A 17,147-nucleotide genomic window follows, 5' to 3' on the forward strand; every position below is an offset into this window, starting at 1 on the left:
GCGCCCGCAGGGAACGAGGGGAGCGCCCGGCGGGTACGGGTGCGCCCGCAGGGAACGAGGGGTGCGCCCGGCGGGTACGGGTGCGCCCGCAGGGAACGAGGGGTGCGCCCCGCGGGTACGGGTGCGCCCGCCCACACGGTGCACAGCCGGTCCGGACCTGCTGGTAGCCTCGGCTGGGAAATGCAGTTGTTGGGGGAGTATGGAAACGAAAATTGTAAGGCCTTCAGCGGGCCCGCGAATTGCCTTAATAGTGGTCTCGCTGATCGGTGCCATTGTTTCCGTGCCCGCTGCTGCATTCCTCGGATTTGCGTTGGGATTCTACCCATCGCGGATGGAATGCACCCAGGACACCTTGGGATCCGGATGTTCTGAAGGCGAACTCCTGATGGCGGTGCTGGCATTCGGCGTCTTTTTTCTTCCGTTCTTCCTACCGTGCCTCATGATGTCGCGTAGCGCGCACCGCGGCCCCCGCCCCCTGTCATTTTGGTGGCCTCTCATCGTATTGTGCGCCGTCCCGCTCACCGTGGCGGTGGTGGGAGCTCTTTCGGCGCTTGCGGATCCAAACGCTTATTTCTGATTTCCCGGCACACTAAGCGTTCTGTCAAGTCACACGAATGGCCAGCAGCACAAAATTCCTCGCTTAGGCTTAGCCCATCATCCCTCGCAGAGGTTCTGTGGGGAGTTACCGAAATGGAGCAGGGATGGGTACTTTTCGGCGCGTCATTTTGCCGGTTGCCTGGTTGTTGGTTTTCGCGATAATCGCGGTGGCATTGGTCAAGATCGCCTTTGTGGATGGTCTTGAAGCGACAGGATCCGAGCCGGCGCCGTTGGCCCAGGTGGATATCCCGGTGGTCCCCGCTACCCGCGCCACCGTCACCAACACCGTGGAGATCAAGGGCACCGTCCAGAGCGACGCCGCCGATACCGTCCGCAGCACTTCCGCGGGCAAGGTCATCAAGATCTTCGTGGACCAAGGTGCCACCGTGGCCAAGGGCGATGCCCTCTTCCAGGTCAAGGCCGAGCGTGCAGTCCAGGCCCCGCAAGTTTCCAAGGACGGGACCCCCACCACAGCCAAACCTGTCTACGACTACTTCGACATCCCCGCTCCCAGCGCTGGAACCCTGCAGTCCTTGTCAACGCTTATTGACCAGCAGGTCACCGTCGGCGAGGCAGTGGGCAAGATCGATCCCGGAACCTACACGGTGGCCGGCTCGGTGACGGCCGCCCAGCAGTACCGTTTGCTCGGCAAGCCCGGCCCCGCGGAGATTGCCTTGGTGGGTGGACCGGCGCCGTTCCAGTGCGCCGACGTGACGCTTAAGAACAACGCGTCCGACGACGGCGGCAGCGCCTCGGGCGGTTTGTCCGCCACCGGCGGAGGTGCCGGCATGGGCGTGGGCGCAGCGATCCCGGGTCCCGGGGCCGGCGGGAGCCAGCCTGAAGAAGGCGGCAATCCCACAGGTACGTTGAGCTGCGCGATCCCTGCGGACCAGCAGGTCTTCGCGGGCCTCGGAGCCACCATGACGGTCAGCGCCGGAGTGGCCCCTGACGTGGTGACGGTTCCTTTGACCTCGGTGAAGGGCAGCGTCAAGGACGGGATCGTCTGGATTGCCGGACCGGGCGGGGCAGGGGCGGCTCCTGAGCAGCGCACCGTCCAGTTGGGCCTCAATGATGGCTCCGTGGTTGAAGTGACCTCCGGGCTGGCCGAAGGTGAACAGGTCCTGGAATTCGTTCCCGGTGCACCGGCTGCCCCGAACCCCATGATGGGGCCGGGCCAGATCGCCTACGCCCCGGCAGGCTAGGGCCATGGAAGACTCACGCGAGGAAACACCCAAGGAACCGCAGAAGGAAACTTCCAAGGAAACGCTGGTCAGCCTCCGCTCGGTGACCCGCTCCGTCACGCTGCCTGACGAGCAGCGGTTGCACATCCTCAAGGGCATCGACCTTGAGGTGTACAGCGGGGATCACACAGCGATCGTGGGCCGTTCGGGTTGCGGCAAGTCCACGCTCCTGAATTTGCTGGGCTTGCTCGATGTTCCGACATCGGGCGAGCTGGAGTTCCTCGGCCAACCCGCGGACCGGCTGGGCAACAATGCCCGTGCCCGCCTCCGTGGTTCCACCGTGGGCTTCGTTTTCCAGCAGTTCAACTTGTTGCCCGGACGCAGCGCCTTGGACAACGTGATCACCCCATTGTTCTATGCCAAGGGCAAGGAGTTCTGGCGCCGCCGCGAGATCGCCATGGACATGCTGGACAGGGTTGGCCTTGCCGCCCGCGCCACCACCATGCCCAACATGCTCTCCGGCGGTGAACAACAGCGTGTGGCCATCGCCCGGGCCTTGGTCCGCAGGCCCAGGCTGATCCTGGCCGATGAACCAACCGGAGCACTTGACGTCGAGACAGGCCAGTCCGTCATGGCTTTGTTGGACACCGTCGCTACGGAAACCGCAGCGGCCTTGGTCACCATCACCCACGACACCAACGTGGCCGCACTGGCCCGGGCGTGCTACCGATTGGACTCGGGCGTGCTCAGCCCACTATCAGTGCCCGCAGCGGCGGGAGTCAGCGCATGACCGGTGTGGTTTCCACCATCGTCGAAGCGTGGCAGGAACTTCGGATCAACAAAGTCCGGATTCTCTTGGCTCTCCTGGGAGTGGCCTTGTCCGTGGCCGCGCTGACCTCCGTGGTGGGCGTCGGAAATCTGGCCCGCGAAGGCTACAAATATCAATCTGAACGAAACGGCGGCCGGGTAGCGACGCTCTCCTTGAACGTCGGCGGACCCACCCCGCCGGATCCAGCGAGGCTCGAAAAGGCCTATCAAGGGATCCAGCAGCGCTACGGCATCACCACGTCAACGCATGTGGGCCAAACCCAGGCAGGCTTTCAATTTCCCCGCGGTGTGACCGGCGTGAACGTCACCATCGTGGACGTCGGCTACGGCATCATCCACCGGGTCCCGCTCCAGCAGGGCAGCTGGTTCGCGGCCGACGACGGCCAAAGGCTTGCGCCCGCCGTCGTGGTTTCCGAAGCTTTCTACAACCAAGCCGGCCGGCCCAACCTGTCCGCCAATCCCACGGTGAGGATCCCGGGTGAGCAGCCGGCCACGGCGGTGATCATCGGCGTCGTGCCTGATTCCTACCCGGACACCCCACCTGCCGCGTTCATCCTGTCCGAGGGGGCTGCGATGACTGGGATGCAGTCCCAGATGTCTCAGTTCAAAATGTGGGTAGGCGAGGAGCAGGCCGAGGCCCTCAAGGGAGCGATTACTGCCGATCTCCAAGGGCAGTTCCCCGGCTACTACGCCCAGGCAGACCGCATGGATTACGCCGCTTGGGGCGACCCTTTGGCTCCCGTGCAGCTGGTGGTGGGTGGAGTAGCCGGGCTGGTCCTGCTGCTTGGCGCCGTGGGAATGCTCAACATCTCCATGGTCACCGTCCGCTACCGGGTCCGGGAAATCGGCATCCGTCGAAGCTTCGGGGCTACCTCCGGCCGGATCTTCGTGGGCGTCATGATGGAATCCGTGGTGGCCACCGCGGTCGCCGGCCTGGCGGGCGTCATGCTGGCAGTCGCGGTAGTCAAGCACCCGTGGATCGAGTCGAAGGTGGCCCCGGGGCTCACCGAATACCCGGCATTCCCCATCGACGCCGCGTTCTTGGGATTCGGTGCGGCAGTCCTTGTTGGCGCAATCGCCGGAGCCATCCCCGCGCTCGTGGCGGTGCGCGTCAAGGTCATCGACGCGATCCGGTTCTGACCTCCTCGGTGAGCCGGCCCTGCTGAAGCCGGAAGCAGCGTTCGGTCTTCTGGGCCAGGCTGCGGTCATGCGTGACCACCAGGATGGTGGTGTTGTGGTCGCGGCTCAGTGAGCTGAGCAGCGCGATGATGTGCTCACCAGTTTGCTCGTCCAGGTTGCCGGTGGGCTCATCAGCGAGGATCAGCTTGGGCTCGTTGGCCAGCGCACGGGCGATCGCCACGCGCTGCTGCTCGCCGCCGGACAGCCGGTTGGTCCTGCGTGAGTGCTTCTCCGGATCCAATTGCACCTGTTCCAGCAACTCCTTGGCGCGCTGCAGTCGGGCCGCCTTCCGGACCCCGGCGAACTCCATGGGCAGCATGACGTTGTCCACGGCGCTGAGGTTGGGAATCAGGTTGAACTGCTGGAACACGAAGCCGATGTCCCGGCGACGGTACTCGGTCAGCTTGCCGTCCGGGAGTCCTGCCAGGCTGACGCCATCCACGACGACGTCCCCTGAGGTGGGCTTGTCCAGCGCACCCAAGAGGGACAACAGCGTGCTCTTGCCGCTGCCGCTCTTGCCCATGATGGATGCCAGCGAACCCTTTTCGAGCTCGAAACTCACGCCGTTGACCGGTTTGATGGTCCGGTCACCGGACTTGAACTGACGGACCAGGTCCTTGACTACGATCACGGCTATTCTCCTCGGAGTACTTCAATGGGACGGATACGGGCGGTCAGCAATGCCGGGACCAGCGCGCCGATGATAGCCACCGCGAACACTGCTGCGATGCCGGCTGCGAGGACGCCGGGGGAGACGCTCGCGGTGACAGAGGTCAGCAACTGTGAGGCACCGCCGAAGGGACCACCCTGGCCACCGCCCATGCCGCCACCGCCCACCCCGCCACCTGGGACCGCGCCGTTGGGCATGGCCCCAGCGAGTCCGCCACCGCGCTGGGCGGTGGTGGCTGTCGTCGTGCTTGAATTCGAGCTGATGAGCGCTGAGGCGATACCGCCGCTGGCCAGCGAAGCAATCACGGCGCCCACCACGCTGCCAAGGGCTACCAGGACCAGCGACTCGAGGACGAACTGCAGGCCGATGGTGCGGTTGCGGGCACCGATAGCCTTGAGGACACCGATTTCGCGGCGGCGCTCCCGGACCAGCATGACCATGATGAGCAGAATGATGATGCCTGCGGTGGCGAGGGCCGCGATGAAGGCGATCAGCGAGATGTTCTTGACGCTGTCCAGTGAGCTGACGGCGGTTTCGAGGTTGCGCTGGCCCTGGGTGACATCGGCCTTGTCCGTGCCGAGTGCGTCCTGGACAGCGGTCTTGGTGCTGTCCACGTTCTCCATGCTGTTGACCGTGACGATCATGGTGGAGAGCTCATCCGGGGTTTCAGCCAACGTTTGGGCTTCCGGCAGGGTGACGTAGACGGCGTTGTTGCCGAACGTGGTGCCGGCGTCGAAGATGCCTGACACGGTGAACGTCTTGTCCTGGATGGTGAAAGTGGAGCCCACTGTCAGGCTGTTCTTCTCCGCAAGCGAGGTGCCCACAAGTGCCTTCGCTTCGGCCGTGGCGTAGTCGCCCAGCCCGCTGCCGCTGGTGATGTCCAAGGCTTTACCCGTGCTGTCCACCTCGGCCCCGATGCCCGTCGCGGTGATCGGGAGAGTGCGCGCGGGCTGGGTTGTGCCGGTGGTTCCTGTTGTTGTTCCCGCGGAGCCGTTGCGGTTGCCCAGCGTACCGGCGTCGACGGCGGCCGTCAGGTTGGTGCTGACCGTCGCCTGCTGCCCGCCGGGGCCGAAGCCACCTCCGGGTCCGGCCTGCTGGGTTGTGCCCGTAGTTGAACCGGTGGTTGCCGTGGTGGATGTCTGAAGACGCAAAGCCTTGGTCCCCACTACCGCCGTCACGTTGGCCACCGAAGCCGCAGTCTCAGCCTCCGCCGTCGTCAGTGGTTCGCCGCCGCCCTCAAAGCCTTGGCCGCCTGCCGGATTCACTGTCAGGGTGGTGCCCACGGAGGCGTTGAGCTCCTGGACCTTGGCGCCCACTGCTTGATTGGCCACGAGCATGGCCAGTGCCAGGCCGATGGCTACGGCCAGGACGGCGACAACGGCCGCCGTTCTGATTTTATTGCGGAAGGCATTGCCTACGCTTCGGGCAAGGACGCTCACGTTTCTCCTCTTGACCTGCAAGTTCTAGGGACCCACTGAACGTGGGCCGCAGATCCAAGACTCGTGAGTACTGCTGTGCGTGAAGCCTGCCGAAGCTATGCGTGGGCTGTGAAAGGTTGTGGCAAAGCGACGAGTACGTCTTCCGAACAACTCTTGACAGCGTGGCGAGCGGCACAGGCATAATAGGAAAGCCCCGGAGAAAGCGCTTTCTCGCCGGTGGGGCAAGGTTCCTCAGCTAGTCGAATTGCCCATCCCTACAAGGCATGTGCTCTATTTGGCATGCCGGAAAACAGGCCAATGACGTCCACAGCACCACAAAATCCGCGCACCAAACCACTGCACCTCACGCCAGTGTCCACCATCCTCGGCATCACCCTTGCAGTTTCGCTGGCGACGGCTCCTGCCAGTCAGGCCGAGCCGGTCACTGTGCACGGTTCCCCCACAGTCTCAGTCCACGACTCCGCTCCCACGGGCTGGGCATCGGTAGGGCCGGGAACCAACGGTGGTTCCGACGCCCCGCCGGGAAACATTCACGTGGTCAGCACGTTGGCCGAGCTGAAAGCGGCAACGTTGAACAACGGAGACCCCAAGGCACCGAAAATCATCTACGTCAGGGGAACCATCAACGGCAATGAGGCTGCCGACGGCTCGGTCATGGGAGAGCAGGACTACGCGCCTGGCTACGACATCCAGAAGTACATGAGCTGCTTCCTGGACAACGGCAAGACCTGGAGCGATCAAGCTTTCCCTTATTGCAAGCAGATGCGGCAGTTACGCCAGCAGGGAAGTAATGCCATGAAGCGGCAGATTGAGGTAAACCTCCCGAGCAACACCACGTTGCTGGGGTTGGACGATGCTGCGGGACTGGTGGGCGCAAACGTGATCATGCATGTCGCGAGCAACGTGGTCATCCGGAACCTCAGCATCGAATCACCCGTGGACTGGTTCACCACCTGGTCACCGGACGACGGGGACGGCGCCTGGAACGCCCGCTTTGACTGCCTGTCTGCCGTGACGTCCGACCACATCTGGATTGACCACGTCCTCCTGACCGACGGACGCTACCCCGACAGCGAAGCGCCGAAGGACTTCAAAAACGAACCCGTGATCCGGCACGACGGCCTCCTGGACCTGAAGGACGGTACGGACTTCGTCACCATTTCCAACAGCCAGCTCCGCGACCATGACAAGACCAGCCTCCTGGGCTCCGGTGATGAGCACGTGGACAAGGACGGCGGGAAACTGCGCGTCAGCTTCATCTCCAACCTGTTCGAGAACACGCAGCAACGAGGACCCCGCGTCCGATTTGGGCAGGTTCACGTCCTTAACAACTACTTCGTGGGCAGCGTCGATGACCCGGATTACCCCATGATCAGCGAAGCTCAGGGCGGAACCAGCTATTTCTTGGGAGCGGGGTATGACTCAAGGATCTTTTCCGAATACAACGCCTTCGACTACGACGGCGCCGATGCGGACAAATCCATCACAGTAAGCAGCTACAACGGCAACATGTTCAGCGACACGGGGTCCTGGTTCAATGGCGAGTCCGTTGACCTGAACGCCGTCGCTGAAGGTTCCTTCGCGAAGCGGAAAGCTGAAGCGATCGCGGCCGCAGCTGAGTCAGGGACCGCGGTGCCTGAGTGGGCCAATCGTGACTTCACGTCCGACGTCGGGTGGTCGCCCTCGGACGCCTACGGATACAAGACGCTGAAATCGCCAGCAGCAGTCCGGAACGCCGTGCTCAACTTCTCAGGCCCCGGGGTGATCAAGGTCCGCGAGGGGAAGTAGCAGACGGCGCGGTTCAAAGCGGCAAAGCGAAAGCCCCGGCCCGCCTGCTGGCGGACCGGGGCTTGCTTTGTAAAAGGTGTTACTTGGTGACCAATTACTTGGTGATCGGGCCGAGTACCGGATCGTCGACGTATGCCGTCTTGACGTTCTCTGCCGTAACGATCTGCGGCGGGAGGAGGTAAGCCGGGACGGTCTTGACGCCGTTCTTGTAGGAATCCTTGTCGTTGATTTCCAGTTCCTTACCGGCCTGGAGGTCCTTCACCATGGTGATGGCGTGCTCAACGAGCTTGCGGGTGTCCTTGTTGATGGTGGAGTACTGCTCGCCGGCGATGATCGACTTCACAGACTCAACTTCGGAGTCCTGGCCGGTGACAACAGGGAGCGGCTTGCCGGCGGCCTTGACGGACGTCAGCACTGCGCGGGCCAGGGTGTCGTTCGGGGACAGGACGCCGTCCAGGGAAGCGGTGCCGTAGCTGCCGGTAAGCAGCGTGTCAGCGCGACGCTGGGCGTTTTCTGCCTTCCAGCCCTGGGTCACAGCCTGCTCGAACGAGGTTTGGCCGGAGACTACCTTGAGGGTGCCGTCGTCGATCTTCGGCTTCAGGACGCTCATGGCGCCGTCGAAGAAGACCTTTGCGTTGGCATCATCCGGGGAGCCTGCGAACAGTTCGATGTTGTAAGGGCCGGAAGCCTTCTTGGCCTTCATGCCGTCCAACAGGGCCTGGCCCTGCAGTTCACCAACCTTGAAGTTGTCGTAGGCCACGTAGTAGTCCACGTTCTCGGTGTTCAGGAGCAGGCGGTCGTAAGCGATGATGGTGGCGCCGGATTCCTTGGCCTGCTGAAGCTGCGTACCCAGCTGGGCGCCGTCGATGGCTCCCACAATGATGACCTTGGCACCCTTGGTGACCATGGCACTGATCTGGTTCTGCTGCTCGGACACGCCGCCGTTGGCGAACTGTACGTCCGGCTTGAAGCCGGCGCTGGTGAGGCCGTCGTTGAACAGCTTCTCCGCGAGGACCCAGTTTTCACTGGTCTTCTGCGGAAGTGCGACGCCGATCAGCGAGTCCTTGGGGAACGCTTCCCCGCCTGCCGTGCTGGTGCTTGAGCCGCTGTCAGAGCGGCCGCAGGCTGTCAGCGCCAGTGCCGCGATGGCAGCGACTGCTGCTGCCTTTCCTGCTTTACCAAACATTCGCATATCTTGGTTCACTTTCTGTGTGGGTGGGGTGGAGCGAGTCTGTCAGGACGCGGATTACGCTTCCTTGGAGATGACCTCTTTGGTGGATGTGGTTTCGTCGGGCTTGATCTCGTTGTTGCGCTGGAAGTTCTTCATCAGCAGTCCGGTAATGGAACGCTTGCCCTGCGACTTGTTGTAGACATCGAAGGCGACTGCTGCCAGGAGCACCAGGCCCTTGATGATCTGGGTAAGGTCGGCGCCAACGCCCAACAGCTGGAGGCCGTTGTTGAGGACGGCCATGACCAGGCCACCAACGATTGAGCCGATCACGGTGCCAACACCACCGGTGACTGCTGCGCCACCGATGAAGACGGCCGCAATGGCGTCCAGTTCCCAACCGACACCGTCGAACGGGCCGGATGCGGTGGAACGTCCAACGAAGATCATGCCTGCCAGGCCGGCGAGGACGGACATGTTCATCATGACCAGGAAGTTGACCTTCTTGGACTGCACACCGGACAGTTCAGCTGCGTGGCGGTTGCCACCCACGGCGTAGACGTGGCGGCCCAGGACGGTCTTGTCTGCGATGAAACCATAAATGAGGACCAGGACGGCGAGGATCAGGCCGGGGATGGGGAAGGAAGTGCCGGGGCGGCCCGTGGCGAAGAGGTACGTGGCGTAGAGGATGGCACCGCAGATCAGGACCAGCTTGGTGACCTCAACCCAGAGTTCGGGAACGTCGGAGCCAAGTGCCTTGCTGGTGGCGCGGGCACGCAGGGACATGATGACCACGAAGGCTACGGCCACCAGGCCGAGCAGTACCGTGAGGTTGTTGAAGCCTGTATCCGGGCCAACCTCCGGCAGGTAGCCGGAACCGAGGAACTGGAACTCTTTGGGGACGGGGATGGTGTTGGACTTGCCAACAAACTGGTTGAAGCCTCGGAACAGGAGCATGCCTGCCAGGGTCACGATGAAGGCAGGTATGCCCACATACGCCACCCAGAACCCTTGCCAGGCGCCGATCACGGCTCCCAGGACGAGTCCGAAGAGCACGCCGGCCCACCAGGGGAAGCCCCAGTCACGCATTGCCAGGGCTACGAAAACGCCCACGAAGGCGGCCACGGACCCAACGGAGAGGTCAATGTGTCCGGCGATGATGACCAGGACCATGCCGATGGCCAGGATCAGGATGTAGGAGTTGCCGTTGAACAGGTTGATCACGTTGCCGGGGGTCAGCGTGCGGCCCTCGGTGAAGATCTGGAAGAAGACGATAAGTGCCACCAGGGCGAAGATCATGCCAAACTGGCGGGTATTGCCACCAAATAGCTTCTTGAGCGCGTTCATTGTTTTGGTCCTTGTGTCAGGAAGGGGCGAGGCTGGGCCAACGGTCAGGCGGTTTTGCGGGCGGAAGTCATGAGCTTCATGAGGCTTTCCTGGCTTGCTTCGTTCTTGTCCAGGACGCCGGTGATGGCGCCTTCAAAAATGGTGTAAATGCGGTCGGACAGGCCCAGAAGCTCCGGGAGCTCCGAGGAAATGACAATCACTCCCTTGCCCTGGTTCGCGAGTTTCTGGATGATGCCGTAGATCTCGTACTTGGCACCGACGTCGATTCCGCGGGTGGGTTCGTCCAGGATCAGGAGGTCCGGATCGGTGAACATCCACTTGGCCAGCACCACTTTTTGCTGGTTGCCACCGGAGAGCTTGGCTACGCCTTCCTCCACCGACGGGGTCTTGGTCCGCAAGGACTTCCGGTACTCCTCGGCAACGGAGAATTCCTTGCGGGTATCCACCACGGAGTAGCTGCTGATCTTGTTCAGCGCCGCCGACACCGTGGTGGTCTTGATGTCGTCCAGCAGGTTCAGGCCCAGGGATTTGCGGTCCTCAGTGACGTAACCGAGTCCGGCGTCGATCGCTTGCTTGACGCTGCGGAGGTCGACCTGCTTGCCGTCCTTGTAGACCTGGCCTTTGATGAAGCGGCCGTAAGAGTGTCCAAAGAGGGAACGGGCCAGCTCTGTGCGTCCGGCGCCCATGAGTCCTGCGAAACCGACAATTTCGCCGCGGCGTACATAGAAGTTGGAGCCCTTGCAGATCAGGCGATCCTGGATCTGGGGGTGGCCCACGGTCCAGTCCTTGACCTCGAAGAAAACTTCACCGATCGTCGGCTCGTGGTCCGGGAAGCGGGACTCAAGCGTCCGGCCCACCATGCCCTTGATGATCCGGTCCTCGTCCACGCCATCACGCTTGACGTTCAGGGTCTCGATGGATTTGCCGTCACGGATGATGGTGATCTCGTCTGCAATCTGTTCGATCTCGTTGAGCTTGTGGGAAATGATGATCGAGGTGATGCCCTTGCCCTTGAGGCCCAGGATCAGGTCCAAGAGGTGCTGGGAGTCGGATTCGTTCAGAGCTGCCGTGGGCTCGTCCAGGATCAGGAGCTTCACGGACTTGTTCAGTGCCTTGGCGATTTCCACCAGCTGCTGCTTGCCGACGCCGATTTCCTTGATGGGGGTATCGGGATCCTCGCGGAGACCAACGCGGGCCAGGAGTTCGAGGGAGCGCTTGCGGGCCTCGGCCCAGTCGATCACGCCCCACTTGGTGGGTTCGTTGCCGAGGAAGATGTTCTCCATGATGGACAGTTCCGGGATCAGCGCCAGTTCCTGGTGAATGATCACGATGCCGGCCGCTTCACTGGCGCGGATGTCCTTGAACTGCTGGGTTTCGGCTTGGTACACGATGTCGCCCGTGTAGCTTCCGTACCCGTAAACGCCGGAAAGAACCTTCATGAGCGTGGACTTGCCGGCACCGTTTTCCCCGCAGATTGCGTGGATTTCGCCGGCCATCACACGCAGGCTCACGTTCGACAAGGCCTTCACGCCTGGGAATTCCTTCGTGATCGAGCGCATCTCCAAAAGGATGGGATCACCTTGCGTGTCGAGGGATGTCATCAGCCCTTACGCCTCCAATGCATGACTTCGTTGTCGGCCCCGCAATGGCGAGGCTGTCTGATGAAAAAGTAAACTGGATCACCCGTCTTGTCGTCAAGACTTGAACGCATGATCCAGCTAACGATTTCGTTACCTACCGGTAATGCCCGCGTGTTGGAACACCAAAGCGGCGGCTCCCAAGGCCTCTGCACGCGCCCCGAGGGACGACATTGCGAGGTGGGTTGTCTCGCCCACCACTGGCACGGCATGCCGCACCAGGCCCCTGCGGATGGGGTCCAGCAAGAGGTCGCCGAGGCCCGCCAGAGGGCCGCCCACCACGATCACTTCCGGGTTGATGAGATTGGAAACATTGCCCAAAGCGCGTCCGACCGCCAGTCCGGCGTCGTCCACCACCCGCTGTGTCGCAGAGTCGCCGGCGAGGCAGTTGCGGACGATGTCCTGAGGTGTCAGCAGGGTCTCCTGGCCGCGGCCCAACAGTTCGATCATGGTGGTGGTGGACGCTATCGTTTCGAGGCAACCCCTGTTCCCGCAGCGGCACACGAGGCCGTGCTCATGGATGGTCGCGTGGCCTATTTCACCCGTGATGCCGACGTTGCCGTAGTAGGGGAAGCCGTTGAGTATCAAGCCCGCGCCGATGCCCGAGCCGATCTTGAGGAACATCAGGTTGGAGACGCCGCTGTGGGGTCCCCATGTCACTTCGGACAACGCACCGAGGTTGGCATCGTTGTCAACAAAGACGGGGCAATTCAGCGCTTCCTCCAGCCGGTGGAGGATGTCTATGCCGACCCATTCCGGGAGGATTGCCCCTTGTGCCACTGTGCCGGAACGGCGGTCGATCGGGCCGGGAATGCCCGCGCCCGCGCCCACCACGGCAGTGCGGTCGATGCCGTTTTCGCGGAGCAGTTTCTCCAGCAGCAGGACAGCCGCGGCGATGCCTTCTTCTGCCTGATGGCCCAACGGCAACTCGATGTAATCCTCGGCGATGACGTGGTAGCCCAGTGAAGCGAGGACTACGCGCAGGTGGCGGCGTCCGAAGTCGATGCCGACGGCCACCGCACCGTTGCTGTTCAGCCTCACGTTGGTTGCGCGGCGACCGGAACTGGTGGTGGGCTCGGTGGAAACGAGGCCCGCGTCCTGCATGATTTTCACGATGTTCGAAATCGTTGCCGTAGACAGCCCGGTCTGCCGCGAGAGCTCAGCTTGCGTGGAAGGACCGCTCAGCAGGCACTCGATGATGCGCTGCTGATTCAGGTGGCGCAGTGCGGACTGCGAGCCAGGTTTTCTTGGATGGCTCTTCGTTGAGCGCTGCGTAGCGGGCATGACAAGAAGATTGCCCCACAAACAACCTTGTAGTCAAGAAGTGAACACAAGGAGTCAACTCACTGCTACATACTCCAACGCAAGATCATGGGATACGTACCCCTTGTGAGGCCCGCTAAGCGTTCCACAACCACGTTGTGGGGCGCAGAGCGGGCCCCACAACGGGAGAGTTGCGGGCAATGCGTCCCGCTTTGGCGGCGTGCGGGTCCAAATGCCCCACCCCATGGACAGGTCCCGCGCCTACGCTGGAACCAAGAAACGTCCGGGCACCCGTGTGCGCCGCGACCAGGCGAAACCCTAGGTGGTAAAGATGCTGCTCTCCGTCCTGCAGGCGAACGCTTCCGTCATGGACGTCGACGCCAATCTCCGAACGATCGACGACGCCGCCCAGCGCGCCGCCCAGGCAGGAGCAGGCTTGCTGCTCACTCCGGAGCTGTTCCCCGTTGGCTACGCGCCACTGCGCTTGCATGCCGAATTGGATCCAGCCACGCTTCCCGGCATCCGGGAACGCCTGGCCGACATCGCCCGCCGGCACAGCATTGGCCTGGTGTACAGCCTTCCGGCCCTCAGCCAGCAGGGGATAGGGCACCAACAGCACCAGGCAGCGCACGACGACGGCGCGCAGCCCGCTGCCGCCGGGAGCGGATGGCACATCACGGCTACTTTGCTGGACGCCGCAGGCGCCGAGATCCTCAACTACGCCAAAGTGCACCTCTTCGGTGCGGAGGAGCACAAGGCGTTCGTCGCCGCCCAAGAACCTCCCGCCGTCGTGGATTTCAACGGTATCCGCACCTCGATGCTGATCTGCTACGACGTCGAGTTCCCGGAAGCCGTGCGGGCAGCAGCGACCCGTGGCGCTGAACTGCTGCTGGTGCCAACAGCCCTTTCCGCCGGGTTCGACAACGTTCCGCAGGTCCTGATCCGAGCCCGGGCTCTGGAGAGCCAACTCAACGTGGCCTACGCCAACCACAGCGGGCACGAGGATGTGTACAACTTCCTGGGTGGCAGCGTCGTCGCCGGTCCGGACGGATCGTTGCTCGCTGCTGCGGGGGAGTCCCCAACATTGCTGTTCGCGGAGGTCGGCACGGACACGGTGAAAGCGGCGCGGGAGGAAGTCCCGTACCTGCACGAACGCCGGCCGGAACTCTACAAACAGTGGGACCAGCGCAGCTAGGCGACAATCCCGTCTGTCCCGGAGCCGATCAACTCCTCCACGTACTGCAACGCAAACCACAGCTCGGCGCGCACCTGTGCCTGGTTGAGGTCCATGTCCAGCAGTTCGCCGAGCACGCCGATCTGCCGCCGCACACTGTTCCGGTGCAGTCCGAGGAGTTTTGCCGAGCCGTCCCAGCTGCCGTTCTCGCTGAGCCAGCCACGCAGGACTGCCAGCAACGGATCGCGCCGGTCCGGTTCGAGTGAGAGCACGGGCGCGAGGAGACGCTCCGCCAGCATGGTTCCGGCTTCGCGCCCCAGCAACCCGGCAACCGACCACGTCACTTCATCCACCCGGGCGCTCTTGCCGGTGGTGACCACGCGGCTGCGCAGGGACGTGGCCCGCTGGTACGCGGCGGCGAGTCCAGTGAGCTCGGTCGGTTCGCCCACCACCAGGCGCCATCCCAATTTCTCGACGTCGGCCAACAACGCGTCGTCCACCTTCAACCGGGTAATCGCCGTGAAACCATACTCGGTGATCTCCACGAGCTTGGTGTCGAAGAGCCTCCGCCATTGCAGCAGTTCACGGACAGGACCATCGTCAGCAGCGCCATCCACCCGGACGCCTTGCACTACGCGCATTTGCCCTGATCTGGTGGAGGACAGACTCTGGGCCAGCAGGTCCTTCAGGCCGTTGACATGCTTGGTGGGGCCGGACGTCAACGAGTCCGGGTGCAGCAGCACCGCCGTGGCCAGTTGGCTGGGGGCCAAGGACCCACTGGTCCTTTGTCGCACCAGCAGTTCCAACAAGCCCACAGCGGACTGCACCACGTTGTTCTGCGCAGGCGTCAGCGGTGCATCCGAGCCGAGGATCAACGCCCCCAGGTTCGCATCCTTGGTGCTCCGCAGCGGATGCCCAAACACCAGCGCCGAACCGGGTTGTTCGAAGCCGTCCATCTCAACGCGCGGCCCGCTGCCGGACAGCAGCCGCTCCAGCATGGGTGACAGCAATGAATGTTCGACGCCGGTGCTGCCGCCGGTATTGTGCCTGCGCGCCCGGACCTGTCCGTCGGCCCCCACCAGCACGGCCCACACCGGCACCCGCTGCACCAGCGCCGCCAGTAGTTCGTGTTCGGGCCTGGGGGAGAGGACTGCCCGCATGAGTTGGCGGTTGGTCTCGGCAAGTTGGCGGAAGACCCGCGCATTGTCCGTCTCCAGCAGCTGGGAGAATTCCAGGCCAATCGCTGCGAACGGCACGGATTCCGGGACCTCGAACAACGTGAGGTTGTGCTTGCGGCAAGCGTTCAGCAGCACGTCCGGCACGCCGTCGAAGTAGGGCCTGATGCCGAACCCCAGCGCCGCCACTTTCGCGTCCACCAGTCGCTGGACGTAGGCATCCACCTTGGCCGCCGAGCCGCCCTTCCCCAGGAAAGGCAGCCCAGCGGTGAGGAGGAACTCACCCTCGGGCAGGTACGGGGTGGGGTCCTCCAGCTCACTCGGTTCCACCCACCGCAGCAACGAGGTGCCGCTGCCGCCGTCGTGAAGCATTTTCAGTTCCGGCGGCAGCTGCTCCACGAACTGTTCGAGCGTGACGAAACTCAGGCGGGCGGTGGCGGGCTCAGGCGACATTGCCCTGCCCGGCGGCGGCCGGCTCCTGGTAGTCGGGGCACTCGTAGGCGCTGTCCCGGTCGGCACCGCCGGCGTACGCACGCGGCAGGCGGGGTGCGATCCTGTTGATGATCTCGTCCCCATGGCTGCCGATCGCAGCACCCCAGTCGTCGGCGCTCGCCGCCCCGGACGCAGGGTCGCCGAACAACACCGCGGTGTCTCCGACGTCGATTCCCGACGCATCCGGGCCGAGGTCCACCATGAACTGGTCCATGCAGACCTTGCCGATCACCGGCACGGTGCGGCCCGCGATGTTCACCACGGATCGGCCGCTGATGCCCTTGGGAATGCCGTCTGCGTAACCGAGCGGAATGAGCCCGAGGTAGCGCGGCTCGTAGGTGATGGCCTGGTGTTCGTAGCTGACACCGGTCCCGGCCGGGACTTTTTTGACCATGACCAGGGGTGCCGTCACGCTGAGCGCCGGGCGCAGGCCGAAGTCCGCCGGGTTCAGGTGATCGGCGGGTGCCAGGCCGTAGATGGCGAGCCCCGCGCGGACCATGTCGAAGTGGAATTCGGGCCGGTCCAGGATGTTCGCCGAGCTGGAAACATGCCGGAGCTCGGGGTTCAGGCCTGCTTCACGGGCTTCCCGCACAGCGTCCTCGAACTCCGCGACGGCGGTGGCGTTGCCCGGGTGGGCGGGCACATCGGCCCAGGCCAGATGGGTCCAAAGCCCCCGGACGCGGAGGGTGCCGTCCAGTTCGGCCTTGCGGGCGGCGGTGACGAGTTCCGCCCAATCTTCCTTGCGTGCACCGCCGCGGCTCAGGCCGCTGTCCAGTTCAAGATGGACGACGGCGGGACGGCCAACGCGGTCTGCGATACCAGCCAGAACCTCGAGCTGCGTGACGCTTCCGAGGGAAACGTCGATGTCGTTTTCCAGCGCCTGAAGAATGGTGGAGCTTGTCTGGGATGCCAGATACAACCACGAAAGGATGGGGACCGTGATGCCTGCTTGGCGGAGCGCGATGGCCTCGGTGAGCTGGGCGGTTCCCAGCCAATCCGCCCCCGCCTCTACTGCGGTGCGGGCCACTTCCACCAGGCCATGTCCGTAAGCATTCCCCTTCACTACGGCCATGAAGTACGGCGCCTCGGTGCGCTTTTTCAGTGCTGTGACATTGTCTGAAATCGCGGACAGGTCGACGGTGACCTGTCCGGACAGGGCGGCCGGAGCAGCTCCTTGATAGTGTGCATTACGTCTCATGGTTGAACACT

Annotated in this window: 13 protein-coding genes; 5 read left to right on the plus strand and 8 right to left on the minus strand. The window is 63.4% G+C overall.

Annotation, left to right across the window (positions count from 1 at the left end):
• The first annotated feature begins 701 nt into the window (after positions 1-701).
• Genes RQH14_RS09805 through RQH14_RS09815 form a run of 3 tightly spaced genes read left to right on the plus strand, consistent with a single transcriptional unit; the run spans position 702 to position 3,746 of the window.
• Positions 702-1,799: an efflux RND transporter periplasmic adaptor subunit gene (locus RQH14_RS09805; protein ID WP_311213075.1), complete on the plus strand. Its 1,098-nt coding sequence runs from the start codon at positions 702-704 to the stop codon at positions 1,797-1,799.
• Between the two features lie 4 nt (positions 1,800-1,803).
• The gene (locus tag RQH14_RS09810; RefSeq protein WP_311213076.1) at positions 1,804-2,568 is read left to right on the plus strand and encodes an ABC transporter ATP-binding protein; all 765 of its coding nucleotides are present in this window, start codon (positions 1,804-1,806) and stop codon (positions 2,566-2,568) included.
• Positions 2,565-3,746, plus strand: a complete 1,182-nt coding sequence (locus tag RQH14_RS09815; protein ID WP_311213077.1) for an ABC transporter permease — start codon at positions 2,565-2,567, stop codon at positions 3,744-3,746. Before RQH14_RS09810 ends, RQH14_RS09815 begins: the two co-directional genes overlap by 4 nt.
• On the opposite strand, the gene RQH14_RS09820 is transcribed toward RQH14_RS09815, so the two are convergent.
• On the minus strand, positions 3,724-4,416 hold the full coding sequence (locus RQH14_RS09820; protein WP_311213078.1) for an ABC transporter ATP-binding protein: 693 nt from the start codon (positions 4,414-4,416) through the stop codon (positions 3,724-3,726). The two genes, RQH14_RS09815 and RQH14_RS09820, sit on opposite strands and share 23 nt — an antisense overlap.
• A 2-nt stretch (positions 4,417-4,418) precedes the next feature.
• The gene (locus RQH14_RS09825) at positions 4,419-5,894 is read right to left on the minus strand and encodes an FtsX-like permease family protein (protein WP_311213079.1); all 1,476 of its coding nucleotides are present in this window, start codon (positions 5,892-5,894) and stop codon (positions 4,419-4,421) included.
• Positions 5,895-6,191: 297 nt separating this feature from the next.
• Here RQH14_RS09825 and RQH14_RS09830 point away from each other — a divergent pair, with 297 nt between their 5' ends.
• Complete coding sequence (locus RQH14_RS09830) at positions 6,192-7,682, plus strand: pectate lyase (protein ID WP_311213080.1); 1,491 nt, start codon at positions 6,192-6,194, stop codon at positions 7,680-7,682.
• Between the two features lie 94 nt (positions 7,683-7,776).
• Here RQH14_RS09830 and RQH14_RS09835 read toward each other — a convergent pair whose 3' ends face one another.
• From RQH14_RS09835 to RQH14_RS09850, 4 genes are all read right to left on the minus strand, one after another.
• Positions 7,777-8,874 (minus strand): substrate-binding domain-containing protein, encoded by a 1,098-nt coding sequence (locus tag RQH14_RS09835; protein WP_311213081.1) that lies wholly within the window; start codon positions 8,872-8,874, stop codon positions 7,777-7,779.
• 54 nt (positions 8,875-8,928) lie between these two features.
• Entirely contained in the window at positions 8,929-10,197 is a 1,269-nt protein-coding gene (mmsB, locus tag RQH14_RS09840) for a multiple monosaccharide ABC transporter permease (RefSeq protein WP_311213082.1), read from the minus strand.
• Between the two features lie 44 nt (positions 10,198-10,241).
• On the minus strand, positions 10,242-11,798 hold the full coding sequence (gene mmsA, locus RQH14_RS09845; RefSeq protein WP_311213083.1) for a multiple monosaccharide ABC transporter ATP-binding protein: 1,557 nt from the start codon (positions 11,796-11,798) through the stop codon (positions 10,242-10,244).
• 129 nt (positions 11,799-11,927) lie between these two features.
• A complete protein-coding gene (locus RQH14_RS09850) occupies positions 11,928-13,118 on the minus strand; it encodes an ROK family transcriptional regulator (protein WP_311213084.1) in 1,191 nt (396 codons plus the stop codon).
• Positions 13,119-13,428: 310 nt separating this feature from the next.
• Here RQH14_RS09850 and RQH14_RS09855 point away from each other — a divergent pair, with 310 nt between their 5' ends.
• Entirely contained in the window at positions 13,429-14,292 is an 864-nt protein-coding gene (locus RQH14_RS09855) for a carbon-nitrogen hydrolase family protein (RefSeq protein WP_311213085.1), read from the plus strand.
• On the opposite strand, the gene RQH14_RS09860 is transcribed toward RQH14_RS09855, so the two are convergent.
• Both RQH14_RS09860 and alr read right to left on the minus strand, forming a co-directional pair.
• Positions 14,289-15,899 (minus strand): PucR family transcriptional regulator, encoded by a 1,611-nt coding sequence (locus tag RQH14_RS09860; protein ID WP_311213086.1) that lies wholly within the window; start codon positions 15,897-15,899, stop codon positions 14,289-14,291. The two genes, RQH14_RS09855 and RQH14_RS09860, sit on opposite strands and share 4 nt — an antisense overlap.
• Complete coding sequence (gene alr / locus RQH14_RS09865; RefSeq protein WP_311213087.1) at positions 15,889-17,136, minus strand: alanine racemase; 1,248 nt, start codon at positions 17,134-17,136, stop codon at positions 15,889-15,891. The genes RQH14_RS09860 and alr overlap by 11 nt, the downstream gene beginning before the upstream one ends.
• Between the last annotated feature and the right edge of the window lie 11 nt (positions 17,137-17,147).

The organism is Arthrobacter sp. WCS2018Hpa-7, from assembly GCF_031843805.1.
GTDB lineage: Bacteria > Actinomycetota > Actinomycetes > Actinomycetales > Micrococcaceae > Arthrobacter.